At 41.8% G+C, this 16,943-nt stretch carries 12 protein-coding genes; 5 read left to right on the top strand and 7 right to left on the bottom strand.

Features of this window, described 5'->3' with window-relative positions; genetic code table 11:
• Positions 1 to 55: 55 nt before the first annotated feature.
• The 3 genes from BUA59_RS22815 to BUA59_RS22805 are packed head-to-tail and all read right to left on the bottom strand — an operon-like array spanning position 56 to position 3,207.
• Positions 56 to 1,075 (bottom strand): PDDEXK nuclease domain-containing protein, encoded by a 1,020-nt coding sequence (locus tag BUA59_RS22815; RefSeq protein WP_072842393.1) that lies wholly within the window; start codon positions 1,073 to 1,075, stop codon positions 56 to 58.
• The gene (locus BUA59_RS22810) at positions 1,068 to 2,597 is read right to left on the bottom strand and encodes a type I restriction-modification system subunit M (RefSeq protein WP_072842392.1); all 1,530 of its coding nucleotides are present in this window, start codon (positions 2,595 to 2,597) and stop codon (positions 1,068 to 1,070) included. Before BUA59_RS22810 ends, BUA59_RS22815 begins: the two co-directional genes overlap by 8 nt.
• Before the next feature lie 13 nt (positions 2,598 to 2,610).
• Positions 2,611 to 3,207, bottom strand: coding sequence for a restriction endonuclease subunit S (locus tag BUA59_RS22805; protein ID WP_072842391.1), 597 nt, complete (start codon positions 3,205 to 3,207; stop codon positions 2,611 to 2,613).
• 422 nt (positions 3,208 to 3,629) lie between these two features.
• Between BUA59_RS22805 and BUA59_RS22800 the strand changes: the two genes are divergently transcribed.
• The 3 genes from BUA59_RS22800 to BUA59_RS22790 are packed head-to-tail and all read left to right on the top strand — an operon-like array spanning position 3,630 to position 10,394.
• Complete coding sequence (locus tag BUA59_RS22800) at positions 3,630 to 4,622, top strand: hypothetical protein (protein WP_139248962.1); 993 nt, start codon at positions 3,630 to 3,632, stop codon at positions 4,620 to 4,622.
• Positions 4,619 to 7,198, top strand: coding sequence for a hypothetical protein (locus BUA59_RS22795; RefSeq protein WP_072842389.1), 2,580 nt, complete (start codon positions 4,619 to 4,621; stop codon positions 7,196 to 7,198). Before BUA59_RS22800 ends, BUA59_RS22795 begins: the two co-directional genes overlap by 4 nt.
• Positions 7,191 to 10,394: a site-specific integrase gene (locus BUA59_RS22790; protein WP_072842388.1), complete on the top strand. Its 3,204-nt coding sequence runs from the start codon at positions 7,191 to 7,193 to the stop codon at positions 10,392 to 10,394. Before BUA59_RS22795 ends, BUA59_RS22790 begins: the two co-directional genes overlap by 8 nt.
• Positions 10,395 to 10,976: 582 nt before the next feature.
• Here the strand turns inward: BUA59_RS22790 and BUA59_RS22785 are convergent.
• Positions 10,977 to 11,975 (bottom strand): tyrosine-type recombinase/integrase, encoded by a 999-nt coding sequence (locus BUA59_RS22785; RefSeq protein ID WP_072842387.1) that lies wholly within the window; start codon positions 11,973 to 11,975, stop codon positions 10,977 to 10,979.
• Positions 11,976 to 12,523: 548 nt separating this feature from the next.
• Entirely contained in the window at positions 12,524 to 13,498 is a 975-nt protein-coding gene (locus BUA59_RS22780; RefSeq protein ID WP_072842386.1) for an IS5 family transposase, read from the bottom strand.
• Between the two features lie 272 nt (positions 13,499 to 13,770).
• Between BUA59_RS22780 and BUA59_RS22775 the strand changes: the two genes are divergently transcribed.
• Positions 13,771 to 14,796, top strand: coding sequence for an IS630 family transposase (locus BUA59_RS22775; protein ID WP_072842385.1), 1,026 nt, complete (start codon positions 13,771 to 13,773; stop codon positions 14,794 to 14,796).
• Between the two features lie 77 nt (positions 14,797 to 14,873).
• Positions 14,874 to 15,383: a MarR family winged helix-turn-helix transcriptional regulator gene (locus tag BUA59_RS22770; RefSeq protein WP_072842384.1), complete on the top strand. Its 510-nt coding sequence runs from the start codon at positions 14,874 to 14,876 to the stop codon at positions 15,381 to 15,383.
• Between the two features lie 224 nt (positions 15,384 to 15,607).
• On the opposite strand, the gene istB is transcribed toward BUA59_RS22770, so the two are convergent.
• Both istB and BUA59_RS22760 read right to left on the bottom strand, forming a co-directional pair.
• Entirely contained in the window at positions 15,608 to 16,330 is a 723-nt protein-coding gene (gene istB / locus BUA59_RS22765) for an IS21-like element helper ATPase IstB (protein WP_072842383.1), read from the bottom strand.
• A gap of 10 nt (positions 16,331 to 16,340) precedes the next feature.
• Positions 16,341 to 16,943, bottom strand: a 603-nt coding sequence (locus BUA59_RS22760; protein WP_425435132.1) for a Mu transposase domain-containing protein, incomplete at its 5' end; no start/stop codon positions are given.

The following is a 16,943-nucleotide window of genomic DNA, read 5'->3' as shown; positions in this document are numbered from 1 at the left end:
TTCTATCTCTGCTTCAAGGTTTTGCAGTTCGTTTTTGCGGGTCAATCGTTGTTCTTTATTCATCATGGCTCTGCTCCATCAGGGTCGCTTCGACTTCTCGGCGTAGCTCTTCTTCGTTGGGTAGGTACAGTTGGTATTTTTGTACAAACAAATTTGTGTCCATGCCGTAGGTGGCGTATTCAACCAGTAGTTCGTCTTTGTCTTTACTTAAAATAATACCAATGGGTGGGTTGTCGCTTTCGATGTTTTCTTCTGCAGCAAAATAGCCCATGTACATATTCATTTGGCCTATGTCGTGGTGCTTCACATCGTTTATTTTAAGATCAATTAAAACAAAGCAGCGCAAAATGCGATGGTAAAAAACGAGGTCGACTTTGTAGTGAGTGTTGTTTAGCGTGATGCGATATTGGCGACCAACAAAGGTGAAGCCCTTGCCCAATTCCAATAAAAACTGTTCCAGATGGTGACACAAAGCGTTTTCAAGGTCTTTTTCGCTGTAGTTGTCTTTTTCTGGCAAGCCTAAAAACTCAAATACATAACTGTCTCGCTGCACATCTTCTGGTTTGTTAACAAGCGCTTGTTGCGTGGCAAGGGCTAATACTTGTTCTCTGTCTTTCGACGCAGCCAGGCGCAAAAATAAGCCGCTGTCTTTTTGTCGTTTTAACTCACGAATACTCCAGTTGGCATGGATGCATTGCTGGGTATAAAACGACCGCTCAGTTGAGTTGTCTATTTTCAATAGTTCAACATGATGGGACCAGCTCAAATTGTGCGACACTGTCGCATAATTTGAGTTTTGCATATAAAACTGACGAAAGCGTTGCAAATTACTAATGCTAAAACCTTTACCATGTTTTAGTTTTAGGTCTGTACTGAGTTGTTTTAACAGCTGTTTTCCGTAAGTCGCTTGTGCTTTCCCCTTTTGCTCGTATTCCACAATATGCTGACCTATTTGCCAGTAGGTGAATACTAGGCCAGCATTAATGGCGCTGATGGTTTTTAGCTGTCCTTCACGAAATGCCGTTGAAATAGTGTCAACCAATTCATGGTACTGACGAGTGACAGGGTTACTCATATCCGAGTTCCTTTAGGTAACCTTCCATTTCTACTTCAAGGTTTTGCAGTTCATTTTTAAGTTGTATCCGCTCGGCACGCACAGCCACCAAATCAATTTCGGCCTCTTCCTCGAAGGTGTCAACGTAACGAGGGATGTTAAGGTTAAAGTCGTTTTCGGCAATTTCATCAAAACTTGCTAGGTATGCGTATTTATCAACCGTTTTGCGGTTTTTGTAGGTGTCGATGATTTTTTGAATGTTGTCAGGTGTTAGTTGGTTTTGGTTTTTGCCGGATTTGAATTCGCGACTGGCATCGATGAATAAGACATTTTTATCAGACTTTTTCTTCTTGAATATTAAAATAGCCGCAGGGATACCCGTTCCAAAAAACAGTTTTTCTGGTAATCCGATCACGGTATCAAGCAGGTTTTCTTCAATCAGATTCCGACGAATTATTCCTTCCGTAGACGCTCTAAATAACACGCCATGTGGCACAACCACCGCCATCCTGCCGCTTTCAGGTTTTAGTGTTTCAATCATGTGTAAAATAAAGGCGTAATCGCCTTTTGTTTTTGGCGGTATAGCACGATTAAAGCGGCCATAAGGGTCGTTTTTCGCAGACTCATGCCCCCATTTATCTAACGAGAACGGGGGGTTGGCGGTAACCACATCAAAGTGCAATAAGCCGTTACCGTATTTACCTTGCTGCTTATTTTCAAGTAATAGTGGATTGCGAATGGTGTCGCCCCATTCAATACGGTGATTGTCTTCACCGTGTAGGAACATGTTCATTTTGGCCAATGCCCATGTAGAGCCAATGGCTTCTTGTCCAAATAATGCGTACTTTTTTGAGCCAGTGTTTTTACGAACCATGGCGCCACACTTTAAAAGCAGCGAGCCACTGCCGGTACAGGGGTCACATATTTGGTCGCCTTCAACAGGCTCTAAAACGGTGGCTAGAAGGGTTGAAACCTCAGGCGGGGTATAATATTCACCAGCGGTTGCCCCACTACCAGCAGCAAAGTGTTTAATAAGATATTCATAGGCGTTACCGATGATGTCTAGGCTGCCCACGCGTTCGGTACTTAGGTTTAAGATGTCTTTACCGAAATCCTCTAAAAGGTGACGGAGTAAATCGTTCTTTTGCTTTTCTTGGCCTAACCGGTCGGTGTTAAAGCTGATGTCTTGGAATACGTTTTTAAGCTTACTGCCGTTGGCTTCTTCTAGTGCATGGAGAGCTTTATCAATGCGCTCGCCGTTGCCTGCTTCATAGCGTTTTTCGTATAAATCCCAAAAGCTTGCGCCTTCAGGCAATACAAAGCGTTGTTTCGACATCATGGCGTGAATTAGCTCTGGGTTGTCGCCATACTGTTCGATTAGTTTGTTGTATTCGTCTTTGTAGATATCAGAGATGTATTTTAAAAACAGCATGGTGAGGATGAAGTCTTTATAGGTATCAGCACTGATCACACCACGAAAGGTATCGCATGCGTTCCAGACCGCCTTGTTAATATCGTCCTGATTGATTTGGTTGGTTGTCATGATTTTTGATTCCTTATGTACTTTTATCTAAACGGTTTAGAAGGTCTGATGCGATGGCTGTCATTTCTAACTGCCTGTTTTCAATTAGCCGATAATACGTTTTGATTTCCTTCATGGAGCATCGATGTAAATTGACAATTTTTCTCTGTGTTTCTAAGTCAGGTAAAACAAAGGGGGTTTCTTCCAATACTTTTTTTCGAATGCTGACTTGCAGGCTACCTTCAGCTGATACCTTGAAGTAGCGTTGTGCAGGCTTTTGATTGAGTTGCCAACATATAAACCCAGCTAAAATACTATTCTGCTTATTCGGTTTGATTCTTAAATGAAAGAAGTGGGGCGCGCAGACTGTATCCTTAGTGAGACCTTCAACTAATGAGGCTGTGTTGTTGCTTCCCTTAGCAATAAACACTATATCATTCTGCCTTAGTCTATCTAGTGAGTTCTCTCTCACTGACTTGGCTAGAGTCAGTGATTTCACGTCGATTCTTCCTTCTGCATCAATATTTCGCATCTGTACGACGTAAACATCGCCATCTTTGTTGGACTCAATCCGTCCTCTGAATGGATGACCTGATGTTATCTGAACAAAATCACCTAATGTGGTCGCCATATTTTGACTATCTCGTTTTCAATGTATTGAGCTCTATGTAGGAAGTTATTGTAGATGAAATACACACCATTTCAATGATGCAGAAAAAAATAAACAATCGACTTGAATTTGTTTGATTATTTGTGCAGTATCGAAATGGAGTTAGTGCTGTATATAATAACAGGATAAGTGGAGGGTTAAGAATTGAGAGAGTGATTTAATGAAATAACCGACGACATCAGAGATGTCATCGGTTCATAGAGTCTAATCGTCTGGTAAACGATATAGACATCTAAGCAACCAAGGCCAGCTTAATCGTGCCGCTGGTAAGGTCGGAGGTGAGAGTCTGTACTTTACCAATATAGTGGCGCTTTTCAAGTGAGGCTTTGTTAACGGTGTTTGCTGTCATGCGAACGCATAACATTCTTTATTGGGAAAAAGGTATGGATGTAAGTTTAATAGAAGTCTCGAAAGGGTTCGTGTATCTCCATTTTCAAGAAAAAGGTTACGGTCTTTTCGTTAATCAATTTGAAGCGTTTGGATCCTTGTTGTTGAAAACAGGTTCTAATGTTGGGTATGACGCAGAGACAGCGTCTATTTGTTATGAGCGTGATGGCAAAGAACGGAAACTCCGCTTAGCTCAGCTGTCATTTGCGCAGGCTAGAGCAGAAGAAAAATCACATGCCTATCTGAAAAGCGTAATTTCAGACTGCAACATTTCTTTTGGCACAGAAATATCATCTGTTGATGTTGGTGAGCAACAGTTAAGTTTGCTCAAACTAAGGTTGTGGGATATGAGTTGTGTGACTGAGTTTGAATTACATGCTTCTCGGTCTTTTAGTGACCTCGAAACCGCAAGTTATGTACCTTTTATTCTGCCGAAGCTCAGTGAGTCAAAGCAGACCAAAGTGAAAGCTGGTGATTTTGTTGACACCCATTCAGATAGTTGCATTACAGACCAATCATGTGATGTCGCTTTATCCGATATTGATAGCATTCACCCCAAGGTGATGGCTTTTTTGCGCAGCTTTCCTGCTTTTGTTCGAGAGTTACTTCCATTAGAACGGAATGAAGTGTTGGATTATTTGACACTATCTCCGATCGTATTAGTGCGAGAAGACGGCAAGTTATACTGCGTTGCTGGAATTCAGTCATATGTGCAAGCTGTTAATACTTTAGACAAGAAGCAAAAAGTGCCAGTCCGCTGGTTCACAGGGAAAATGGGGCTGGCTCTGAAACGACTAAACACGATGGAAGTGTTGGGCCTTCCGATTATATACAGTACAAAAAAGAGCTTGCTTCAGCAAACCTTTGACACGCTCCTGCCTTCGTTTTCCCCTTTGTATAAGCAATCTTTCTTCGCATCTTGTAGTAGCAAGAAGTTTGCGGCGTTGTTTGGGTTAGATGCTAGAACAATACAGGAGATCAGTCGTTGAGTACCCATCGTTCATCAACTGTCGAGTTTGACGGCTCTTGTTTGCATCGCTTTCTTAAAGAGATGAAGAAACAGAAATTGACCGTTGCCAATTTGACGGCGAAACAATCTCGTCAATTTATACTTCATTTTTGTAATCTGTGTCATATCCCGCCCCATTTGCGTGCTATCGATCTTTGTGTTGAAAACATCAGTGACGCCATCGAAAGTGTCAGGGATGAATGCGATGACCTTTCACTGCTAGAAGATGTGTTTGGTGAGAGATTATTAGGGCTAAGTCTCTTTGCTGATTTTATGGAAAAGCACATAACCTTGTTGAAGCAAGTGGATGCTTTTATATGGCATGAAAGACCTGATGTTGTTGAAGATCGAAGACACCCTATGCAGGGCCAATGGGGGCGATACCCCATTTATTCGATGCTTATGAATACTCTTGAAGATAATGAATATATCAACAATTTTCATGGGTTACAGATCATTGTGCTTGCGGCTTATTCATCATTGAATCATTCGCCTAAGACCTTCTCGATGTACATCAAAGACCAAGAAAAACGCTCGAAAAAACATCAAAGCGCTGCATCAACAGCTGGCTTTTTTATTCGTAATTGGTCAGATAATAATGTTGATGATGACGAGATAGAATTTTTTTGTGATGACATTAATGTGTTGGAATGGTGTGAAGATATTATAGCGGCACGTGATGATTCGGCTACAGAGGAGCGCCCAATCTACCGTCAAACAATGAGTCCATTGATTTCGAGGTGGATAAGCTTTGAGTCTCAGCGTAGAGGTGTCAACGCGACAAGAAAGCGCGGCAAAGCTAAGCCTTATAACCGAAAGTCTTCCGGCTGGCATGGCGGCTATTGCCGATATCACTCGGGCACTATCAGCGAGTCTATTTTGATTGATGACAACTGCATTGTTGAGGCGACGGGCTTTGGGCATGGTTCAAATAGTATCCCTGTTAACAGTATCAAGATAAGAAAGACTTCAGCTTTGTTACCTGAGGAAGAGGCTAAATACGCCGATTTAGAAGATGATGAACAGGGCGATTATGATGAGATTATTAGTGTTGAAGACCCAACACCTAGCTGTAACAACATTCTCACGAATCGACAAATTACTAAAGTTGTACAATCTAATCAAAATTTGATTTGTCAATTTTCTAACGCTACCAACGTTGAAATCGCTCAGCTTGTTGAACTTTGTTTAGACGTAATGCGTCGGCCTGCGTTTTATAATGACTTGATTTCTCATGCAGCGCCAATTGCTTTATTGATGTTATATACCGGTTGCTCTTTAAGAGATGTTACTCACGGTACCAGGTGGTCTGCTGACCACCTTGCTTCTAAAGCAAAGATAACATCGGTGTTGGTGAGTGGCGAGCGGTTTTGGCTTCTCAAGGTTGCAAATGTTCGACGCGCAAAACGGATGACTCAAGATGTTTTAGAGCAATGCCGAGTTGTTGAATCACATATTAAAATTCCTGATGAGTTTGGTCTGGCTAATTTTCTACAAGAGCAGCATAAAGAGCAGCTAGAAAAAAAAGAAGTGGGGAGGATTTTTAAAAAGAAGCTACCTGAGTACCGACGTATTTTAAACGCTTTGCTGCGCTTATTACCTGATAGTAACCGACTGAATGAGCATAAAATTGCCAATTTTTTACCCGCTCATATAACTCATCAAACAGCTGATATTGCGGTTACGATCTTATCCACTGGTCAGTATCTTCCGCTCGGAAAGACGCTTTTGCATTACAGCGCGCCTTCGCCTAGTTACCTTGAATCGGTTAGGCATAAGGTTTGGGGAGATCTCTGTGATGATGTTTCTTTGCCTAGTTTTATCAAGTCAGAAGCCGCTAAATTACCTGTAGTAAATACACTGTCCGTTTCACCGTTATGCCCGACGCTGGGTAGCATTATTAATATGGTGAAGGAAAGTAAAAGTGCGATCAAATCCGCAAAAGATTCTGGTGAAATTTTGAATGTTCATAACATGATGACATATTACACCGCTCAGATGTTTGCGTATGGAACGGGAGTGCGTGCTATTTGCTCACCGCTTGCTTGCTTAACTGCTTTTGATTCAGCCACGAAAACGGTCGTTATCTCTGATAAAGATGGTGATGATTTTTATAACTCACGATTATGTATATTACCTAAACTCGTTTGTCAGCAGTTAGAGGCCTATCAAAAGCACGTCGAGCAACTCAAAAACACCACTTACTTTTTGGCTATTAATAACAATTCACTAATAGACATACAAGACTATTTCTATCTCGATAAAGATCTTCATTCTGCAGAAATTAAACCTAGCCTAAGCTTTGAGCTTCAAGCCTCTTTTTTGAATCTACCGATGAACACTAACCGTCGATTTATTCGCACCTATTTGATAGAAAAAGGAGTGAGAGGTGAGTTGATTAATGCGTTTATGGGGCACTGGGGAGCAGGCCAAGAACCTTGGGGTAAATTCTCAACGTGCTCGCCCATTGAGCTTCTTGAGATGGTGGCACCGAATATTAACGATATGCTTAACGAATTGAGTTTTACGATTGAACGAGGGCTTGCTGATGTTTGAAGCGCAAGAAATTGAGTCTAACGCCTCATGGAGAGCTGAAGTAACAGAAAAGAGATTGCCGATATTTAATAAGTTTGAAGCTGACATAGCTGACTCCGAAAAGCATTATTTTGAGTACTTTATGACTTGGCTTGCTGAAGATAAAACCACAGATTCAAAAGCTATTCTTATCGGATACAAAGATGATAAAAAACGTAAAAAATTTAATGTTAACAAGCTTTTTAATCGATTTATCAACACCTGCAAGCTAGAGGCTGAAGGTATTGTTCAGGTGTCGAAGGTGCTAAGGGTACTGGTCCTGTATTTGAAAAAAATAGGTGAGTTAGACAGTAGTGTTACTCTTCCAGCGTTAACACAAAAAATGCATCGAGAGGCTGGGCGACTAACGCCTTTGAGACTTAATCGATATGTCGTTTTATATAAAGATATTGTTAACGCTTTATCTGAATCTTTGAAGCAACCGAATTGCAAGGATGACGTTAAAAGAGGACAAATACTACTGTCATCGATTGTGTATGGTGGTCTTCTGTCAGTAGAAGGCTTATACGGTTTGTTGGTTAATTCGTCTAAACAACCTTATTTTGTAAACAGTCAAAAAATTTGGCCTTTAGATCTAAAAACGAGAGAGTATCTGCACTCTGAAAGTCGTTTCTGGTATCCAGATACACTGACTGAAACACTTCTGCTCAAGAGTCAGCTCTCAGAAATTGAAATAATAACAGGCCAAAAACAAGAGATGAAAAAGAAAATAACGTCTCTTATTCAAGGTGTTTTTTCTAGCCTGCCTAAAAGTTTCAAAAAAAATCTCGTAATTAAGAAAATGAACCTTAAGGCTCTTCTTAATGTTGTGTCTGTTCATTATGAGCAGGTCGTGCCCTCGTTTGTTGTTCGATATTGTCATCGAGAGTTTATTAGTCATTCATTAAAGCCGAGCGCTATTAATCGTTTGGCGGGCTATTTTGCTCTTGGTGATGGTGTCGAAAATAGTGATTCACCTGTTAAGCCTGCTTGGGCTCCTAGTGATCAATATTTATCGCTTGATGATTCGCACTCAATGTCGAACACATCTGAGCAAGAAGAAGAGAGTCAGGCTGTAAGTTGGACATGGGTTGAAAAGCACATCAAAAAGTCAGACAGCAAGGAAAGCTTGGAGCGTGATATTTCGGTTATTCTTAAGAACGATATGGAATTGGAGCCGGTGCAAAGGTTGGTGCTGATGTGGGGTGCGCACTTAGCAAGTGTTGGTAGTAATGACTTCACAAATCTACAAACAAAACGTATTGCCTATATGATGTGCTCGGTCGGTTCTCGACTGTCAGGTTTGGTGCAAAAAGATGATATGAGTTTGTACTCTTCTGAAGATTTAGAAGGGTTATATGAAGAGCTTCTTGGTACAGTTTCATCGGCTGGTTTAAAAAGAAAATTGGCCAGTATGCTGGATCGGTTCCAGAAATATTTGGAAAACTACCACTATGTTGACGCTATTGATTCACGAGAAGTGTTTGGAATTCAAAATTCACCGTTGCCAGTTGATGCGAATATTCTGCTTGTAGACGAATACTTAAATGTCCTGAAGACATTGGAAGGTATTGATGAGCTCGACTTATCACCAGAGGTGAATGTCGTTATCAGATTAATCTTTATTCTTGGATACCGCTGTGGGCTTAGGCAAAGCGAAGGTCTAAAGTTGAGAGTAGAAGACATCCAGGGCGATGAAAATTGCTACCTTATTGTTCGACCTCACCATTATCGTACACTTAAAACAAACAATGCTAAGCGCCATTTCGAGTTGAGAAACTTTCTAAGTCACGATGAATTGTTGTTATTCAGAGACTGGTTAAACAAGAGGCGTGGGCAGCTTGATAGTGGCGAAAGTAGCTCACCTTTTCTTTTTGCATGCGCATCAAAAAGTTATAACTGCATAAATGCCGATTTGGTATTTCCTGTTATACACAGAGTGATGAGGGCTGTATGTGGGGATGATTCCCTTAGATATCACAACCTTCGTCATTCATTTGCAACTCTGACATTATTAAAACTGATGAGTGAGGAGTCTTGTCAGCTATCCATCTATGAACAGCACCCAGAAACTCAGAGCTGGTTGGCTGATAATGCAGCTCTTAAGCATTACTTATACGCGAGCCAAGATCCAACCAGAAGACACCTTTATGCGTTATCGATACTGATGGGGCACGCGTCGCCAGAGACAACATTGGAACATTACATTCATTGTATGGATTACCTTGCTCGCGTTTCGATTGAAAAACGAATAATGCCAACGGCAGAGATGTTGTCGGATGCATCAGGGCAATCTTTAACTACTATCTATCGATGGTTGCGTGATGGTGCTGATGGGTATCGTTTGGGTCTACATAAGAAGTACAAAAGAATCTTGCCGCAGCCTAGTCAAGTGATGTTTTCTGCTGCGATTTCCAATTTCAGATTGGAGCTTATTGCCAATAATACGGTCAGAAAATTTGATGACTGTCGAAAAATATTGTTTAAATTGATTCAAAGCCCAGTGTTAATAATCGATGAATATAAGCAGTATGACGCGTTATCAGAGCAAACTGGAATCAATGCATCAGAGATCAAGAAGTGGGAAAGAAATCTCTTATCTCTGCTCAGTTTAGAAAGACATAAGATTGCTTCTGACGGTGTTGGAAACTGCTCAAGAAAAATCAATTTAGAGCGCTATCAAAACGAAACGCTACCGTTGCCAGCCAAGCCAAGAAACATCGACATTGATCAAAATGCTTATGTCGAGGTAGTAGACCGTCTTCAAATTATGGCCCAAAAAGACCCAGTCAAACTGCAAGCTCTATTAAACGGTTTTTCTAAACATACCCAAAAGCGTAACTACCTATTCAGGTTTACTGACATTGCTTCCGCCGAACCAGTCATCGATGCGTTAAGTACACTGACTAACGATAAGGTATCGTTGTCATTTACGTTGTTGCATGGGCAAAAGCAATCAGGCAATAACCTTAAAAAAGTTTGTCTACCGCATTGGAGAAAGTGTTTAAACCTCTCTAATCGACGTGTCATTCTGACAGGTTTAGCAAACAGCGATGCCAAAGTCGGCAAGTATGGTTGGTTAGGCGTTAACTTGATTAACACCGAAACAGGCAGGGCTATCGAAGGCTTAAGGTATGCTTTCGCGATGATGTATGTGTTGGAGGCAGCTATTGTCTAATAAATTTTGGTAAGTCTAGGTTGCTTTATGCCCGGTTATTAATTGTGCATTTTTGCAAGTATGCTATTGTCAATTTGTGACCAAAAAATAGCTGTTAAAGCACTTTAATGCACCTTTTATTTAATTTTTATTATTTTATAAGTTGCTGATTTAATTAGATTAAAGTGCATTAAATGTATCTAAAATATACATGTGCAGTTCTCTACGGAGGGCTACAAAGGCATGAGTCAAAGTCGAGGCACTCAGAGAGATTAGAGCAGCTTCGTCCGTGAAAGAATTCACTTTTTGTCATCTAGACCTGCCCATGTCGCATCAACTCATTTTTGTCGAAAAGCAGTAAACCAAAGGTCACCAGCAAACACACAAAGAAGTTTTCTTGACTGTAATGAACGGAATAGCGAGATATTGATTTAAAAAAGAAAAAGATGGGGCTTAGTATACAGCTGTGTGTCAATCGAAGCAGGGCGTAATGGCGAAAGGATCAAAGAAATAAAATAGTTTAAATAATTATTTGGTGTGTCGATATGTAGTGGGTTAATAAAGTAAAATTTGAAAATGTATTATCCAATTTACTTATATTGTTTAATCAGTAATGCCAAGGCGCTCACTTGCTCTTCTTAGTCGCTCATCCCCTCGGCGATCGTATTTTTGAGTGGTGTTGATGCTCGAATGACCCATAGCGTCTTTGACGGTGACGATATCTTCGCCGTTATCCAGCATTGCTGAGGCGAAGGTACGACGCAAATCGTGAGGGGCAAATTTTTCAATCCTCGACTCTATTCGACGCATTTCAAGGATATGATAAATAGCTTGATCAGATAGCCTTGAGGTTGTGACATCATCAAATCGCCTTATTCTTGAAAATAGGGCGCCGGAATACACCCCCCTAACCTCATGAATCCATCGCTCGAGTCTTTCCCAAGAGCCGTTTGGTACAAAGGCCAGTCTTTCTTTGTTGCCTTTTCCAAGCACTTTTAGCGCCTTATCTTTATAGATCATATCGTCAATATCAAGAGCCACCACTTCCGATCTACGCAGCCCGCAACCTAAAAGAACACCTAAAATCGCAGCGTCTCGCAACCCCATAGCGCTGTGGTCGCCGGCACAAGTATCAAAAAGGCGTCGGATTTCACGCCTTTCAAGCGCTCGACCTTTCGTGAGGCGAGAACCTCTTACTGAGCGGATTTGCTTGATATGCTGAAAGCTGTCTGTATCTATCTGCTTCATTGTCCAGGCTTCAAGAGCAACGCCTTTTAGTGCTGAAAGGTAAGTATTAATGGTTGCTGGGGCTTTTTCGGTGCTGGCGAGCATTTCGAGTACGGCCAGAACGTGATGGCGCCTTAATGAACTCCAAATGCAGTGCTTTAAGTCATCGAATCCAATCATCCTTGAAACAATGTTAAGAAATGATTGCATGGTCTGCCTACTGCGCTTTGAACCTAGGCTTAATAAATAGGCGATAGCAGGATTGTCTTGAACGTTACTTAAAGTGCTGGATGGCAATAGTAGCTCTTGGTTGATATCTTCTCTAATGAGCAATCTAGGATAAGCATCATTATGATCCATTTCTACCTCACTCATTGTTGAATCAAACCTATATCAAAATTGACCACATCGAACTCATATGAACAACTCGCACTTTTGTCTAAATCTCTTATGTTTTCAGGCTTCAAAAAAGCTATTACTACGCACATGAATGTTATTACAGAAACTTTACTTTTTCAAACGTACATTTTAATAAGTAGAAAATTTACGTTTTCAATGCCTGCTTGTGATGGTGCTTCTTAAATTGGTCGATCGAATATGAGTGCGGTTATTGCGGAGCTTATATGATAATAAAGATAATTAATTTATTATAAAATTTTAGCTTGTGTATTTCTTCTTTAGGCGTAAAAGTTGACCTATTTTGGAAACTGCCCTGGCAGAGTACTGTTATCCTTCAGCTCGAACCAGATAATCCAAAGTGTACCATCAAATAAAATGGCTCTATTGAGAGGGAAACTACGATTAAGACATCTAACCTTAGCCAGTGTTTCTAACTCGGCTAAAAAACAAAAAATGTCACCCATTTCATTACTTTTAGCCCTTAAACACGCTCATTCGGCCTTGTTTACGGGCTTTTAAACGGATTAACCCCTTGTAGCTCGTATCATCTGGTCAATTCTGAACACATTGGCTAAGGCAAACAGCATCGACAGTTTGTTATTATTTTTCTCTAAGCCACGATAGACGACTTTCCTAAAACCAAACTGACGCTTTATGATTCGAAAGGGGTGCTCTACTTTTGCTCGAATACTGGCTTTTATGTATTCCGTTCGGATAGGTTGCTTGTTTATTCTTGGATGTTTCTTGAGAAGGCGCACTTTGCTTGGCATTTCAGCAATCAACCAATCCGCTTTGATGTCTTTAAGCTCTTCTCGTTTTTGAGCGCCTCGATAACCTGAATCCGCCGAGATAAAACGTTCCTCACCATGAAGCAGATGTTCTGTTTCTGTGATGTCGTGTACGTTAGCTGCCGTTGTGCTTAGACTGTGACTCAGCCCAGTTCTAGCATCAACGCCGATATGAGCTTTTAACCCGAAGAACCATTGCTTACCTTTTTGAGTCTGGTGCATTTCTGGATCGCGTGCTTTCGCTTTATTTTTAGTCGAGCTAGCCGCTTCAATAATAGTGGCGTCGACAATCGTGCCTTCTTTTAGATAAATACCAGCGCTGGACAACCACTTGTTGACCTCTTTGAACAGCTGACGGGAGAGCTTATGCTTTTCCAGTAAGTGCCTAAAATTCATGATGGTCGTGTGATCCGGGATAGCACTGTCTAACGACAATCCAGCGAACAAACGCATGGACGTGATTTCATAAAGCGCATCCTCCATAGCAGGGTCGCTCATGTTGTACCAATGCTGCATGCAGTGAATACGAAACAGGGTGGATAACGGATACGGTCTTCTTCCTTTTCCTGCTTTGGGGTAAAAAGGCTCAATAACGGCTTCAAGCTGGTCCCAAGGCATCAATTCATCCATCCGAGAAAGGAAAATTTCTTTGCGTGTTTTACGACGCTTGTTGTTGAATTCGCTGTCGGCAAAAGTGAGTTGATGTGACATGGTCAGGCTCGAAGGTTAAAAATGAATTGTCTCATGCGCGGGACTTATTCGCATCTTCCAGAGACAATTAGGCCATAGCAGTTTAGGGTAAAATGTACGCTTTCGGCCAAAATTATATCTTTTGGCCGTGCTAGTAAAAGACCCTGTAAATTACAATCTGGATTCACAAATCGTAATGCTCCCAAGCATATCGCCACTCATCCCATTTCAAAAAAAGCTGATCCATTATTAACCAGGCAGAAAAAGAGGTAATCATGTGTTAAGATTCATGTATGAAAAAATTAGACGCACGTAAGCTCACACCTGAAATTCAACAACACAATCGAGACTTGGCTATCCGGCCGTTCCAGCAAGACAAAAAGAGAACAGAAATTGTAGGTATTCACTATAGCGTTGTTTGCCGCTGGATTAGGGCTTGGGTGAAAAAGGGTGAGGTGGCGATAAAACAGGGACAAAGAGGCCGAAGATCAGCAGAGGAAAGGCTGCCCACTGAAGCTCAAGAATCAGTCTTGAAAAAGTTAATTTGTGACAAAAATCCAGACCAAATGAAGCTGCCCTTTGCACTCTGGAATCGAAAAGCAATTCAGGCCGTGGTCAAACAGATGTGGAGTATTCACATTGCTATTCGCACGGTCGGTGACTATTTAAAACGTTGGGGGTATGCCCCTCAGAAGCAAGCAAAACGGGCTTACGAGCGCAAACCAAAAGCGGTTAAAAAATGGTTGGATAACACTTACCCTAAGATCAAAAGCCGAGCCTTTGAGAAGAGTGCTGAGATCTACTGGGGCGATGAAACAGGTATTCGAAATGACTGCCAGCACAGTCGAGGTTATGCACCAAAAGGAAAAACACCCGTTATAGAAATTAATGCCAAACGCTTCTCAACGAATATGATCTCAGCGGTTAATAATCAAGGAACGGTCCGTTTCATGATGTATGGAGAAAACATGACCGCGAAAGTGCTACTGTGTTTTATGAAGCGGCTGATAAAAGATGCAGGGCGAAAAGTATTTCTCATTTTGGATAATCTTCGGGTACACCATGCCAAGTTGGTAAAAGCATGGTTAGCGCGTCATGAGGATGAGATCGAGGTCTTCTATTTGCCATCATATTCACCAGACCTGAATCCAGATGAATACTTGAACGCTGACCTTAAGGCTGGGATACGAAGTTCGGCACCAGCTAGAAATCAAGAAAATTTAGCAGGTAAAGTGCTTAGTCACATGAGGATTCTGCAACAAAAACCAAAGAGAGTTGCAAAGTACTTTGAACATCCAGTAATCAGCTACGTATCATGAATATACTTTCCCGCTGGGTTAATAATTCTATTTCGCTAAAACTGTACTTATAAACAATTAGATATGAAATTTTAATAATGAAAAATACCCTTACAGCTAAAAGTCAAACTCCAGAAAATATTGGCGGTACAGTGGCAATCAAATATGAGCGTCTTGCTCATATCGTTCGTCAAGTAGTCCGAGATTTTCAAGTTTGTCTAGAGAGCCAGCTCCAACCACATGGTGTGAACCATGGATATTGGTCATACCTACGAGAACTATGGAGTGAAGAAGGACTATCCCAACGCGAACTTAGTGAACGAGTTGGTTTGTCTGAGCCGACAACTAATTCCGTCGTTAAAAGAATGGAAGCAGCTGGCTTACTTGAATTGCGTCCTATTGTTGAAGGGAAGCCTAGGCGTCTAGTTTACCTAACGCCGAAGGGCCGTAGCTTACAGTCTGTTCTCGTACCAAAGGCGGAGGTGATCAACCTCCTCGCCGTAGAAGGAATATCCGAAGAAAAGGTAGCTATTCTAAGGGAATGTCTTTTAACCGTTCACAACAATCTAGCTACATTACAATCCGGAGAAGCCGATATAGTCAACTAAATCGAGCCTTCCAAACCTGCTTAAATTCTTAGTATTCGAAACTCTTCCGTCAGTTCCGTAAGTATGATTGTTATCAAAATGCATTAGCAGAAAGAGTGAATGGTATCTTGAAGCAAGAGTTTTTGATTGCGTATTCCGGTGATTGCGATCGCCCATTTCGGTTTAATCCGGCCACCTGATCTTGCCTTTTTTCTCTCGTCTTATTTTTACTCTAAGTGGCCGGATTACGCCAGTTTTCTCATTGATTCACCTCCCAGTTCTATCCTATGACTATTGTGTACCAATCTATCCATTAAGGCGTCTGCCACTGTGGCGTTACCAATCATGTTGTACCACTCCTTCACGGGAAGTTGGCTGATGACGATGGTGCTGCTATTTTGATAACGATCTTCAAGCACTTCTAATAGGTGTCCTGCCTGCTCTTGGGTCAGTTTTTCCATACCCCAGTCATCGAGGATCAATAAGGTTTTCTTAGCCAGCGACTGGAGTTGTTTTTGATAGGAACCATCCAATCGACCTGCACTCAGGTCGTCGAGAAGGCGGGTTAACCGATAGTATCTAACAGCGTGTTGTTGATCGCAGGCGCTGGTCGCCAGTGCACAACCAAGATACGTTTTACCTGCCCCTGTTGGGCCAGTGATTAAGATGTTCTGGTGTTTGTACAGATAACGGCCCGTTAGTAACTCACTCATCTGCTTACGATGAAGGTTTCGTGTTTCTTTGTAGACAAGTTGACTGGGTTGAGCATCCAGCCTGAGTTTTGCTTGTCGCTTTAAACGCTGGATCTTGGTTTGGTTACGGTTCAAGATTTCACTTTCTAGCAGCAGACTTAATCGTTCTTCGAAGTCCAGCTCTGCATAGGTAGTCAGTTGCTCTTGTTGCTGTTCTAAGGCTTTCGCAGCCTGGCTTAAGCGAAGGCTTTTGAGTTGATCGTGGACTCTATTCATTTGGACTCTCCTAGTGGTAACTGTTCGGGCCTCGAACATTGCTATGGATAATATTGGGTGTGGTCGTATTGTCTTTACTCATCTGTCCTTCACGATGGCTCTTCAGCAAATTATTTATGAAGGTGTAGTTGGGTTTCGTTAACATCAGTGCGTCTTGACAGGCTTGTTCCAAACGCGACTCACCATGCGTTTTGCTCAGGCTTAACAACCCAAGGCAGGATCGGTAAGACTGCTCTGGATGAGGCTTGGCGAGGAGGATTTTATTAATGGTTTCTCGAGTCGCTGGGCCGATGCTCGCTCCCCAACTGAGCAAGCGTTCTGGTGACCACTTTTGATGGTGATGATGACCAGGCATGTGTTCTGGCTTTGTGCTATTGCCACGTTCTCTTTGGCTGCGTGGGTGTTGAGTGACCATGTTGCCTCGGTGATAGATCTGCACCAGACGATTGGACGCTTCTAACTCAACATGTTGACCCACGAGCTGATGAGGGACTGAGTAATAGTGCCGGCAATATTCAATGTGGTAGTCGGGGCCAACTTTGGCTCGTTTGGTTTCGGTGTACAGGTAACGCTGCCTAAGAAGGGGCTTTAATGCAGGTTTATCGAGTTTGTC

This window comes from Marinomonas polaris DSM 16579 (assembly GCF_900129155.1).
Lineage (GTDB): Bacteria > Pseudomonadota > Gammaproteobacteria > Pseudomonadales > Marinomonadaceae > Marinomonas > Marinomonas polaris.
The sequence above is the reverse complement of the archived record's forward strand: the minus strand, read 5'-3'. Positions and strand labels throughout refer to the sequence as shown.

Bases quoted from the DNA above. Each gene is read 5' to 3' on its own strand.
- BUA59_RS22810 (WP_072842392.1), bottom strand. From the start codon at position 2,597: ATGACAACCAACCAAATCAATCAGGACGATATTAACAAGGCGGTCTGG.
- BUA59_RS22790 (WP_072842388.1), top strand. From the start codon at position 7,191: ATGTTTGAAGCGCAAGAAATTGAGTCTAACGCCTCATGGAGAGCTGAA.
- BUA59_RS22785 (WP_072842387.1), bottom strand. From the start codon at position 11,975: ATGAGTGAGGTAGAAATGGATCATAATGATGCTTATCCTAGATTGCTC.
- istB (WP_072842383.1), bottom strand. From the start codon at position 16,330: ATGAATAGAGTCCACGATCAACTCAAAAGCCTTCGCTTAAGCCAGGCT.
- BUA59_RS22815 (WP_072842393.1), bottom strand. From the start codon at position 1,075: ATGAGTAACCCTGTCACTCGTCAGTACCATGAATTGGTTGACACTATT.
- BUA59_RS22780 (WP_072842386.1), bottom strand. From the start codon at position 13,498: ATGTCACATCAACTCACTTTTGCCGACAGCGAATTCAACAACAAGCGT.
- BUA59_RS22770 (WP_072842384.1), top strand. From the start codon at position 14,874: ATGAAAAATACCCTTACAGCTAAAAGTCAAACTCCAGAAAATATTGGC.
- BUA59_RS22775 (WP_072842385.1), top strand. From the start codon at position 13,771: ATGAAAAAATTAGACGCACGTAAGCTCACACCTGAAATTCAACAACAC.
- BUA59_RS22800 (WP_139248962.1), top strand. From the start codon at position 3,630: ATGGATGTAAGTTTAATAGAAGTCTCGAAAGGGTTCGTGTATCTCCAT.
- BUA59_RS22805 (WP_072842391.1), bottom strand. From the start codon at position 3,207: ATGGCGACCACATTAGGTGATTTTGTTCAGATAACATCAGGTCATCCA.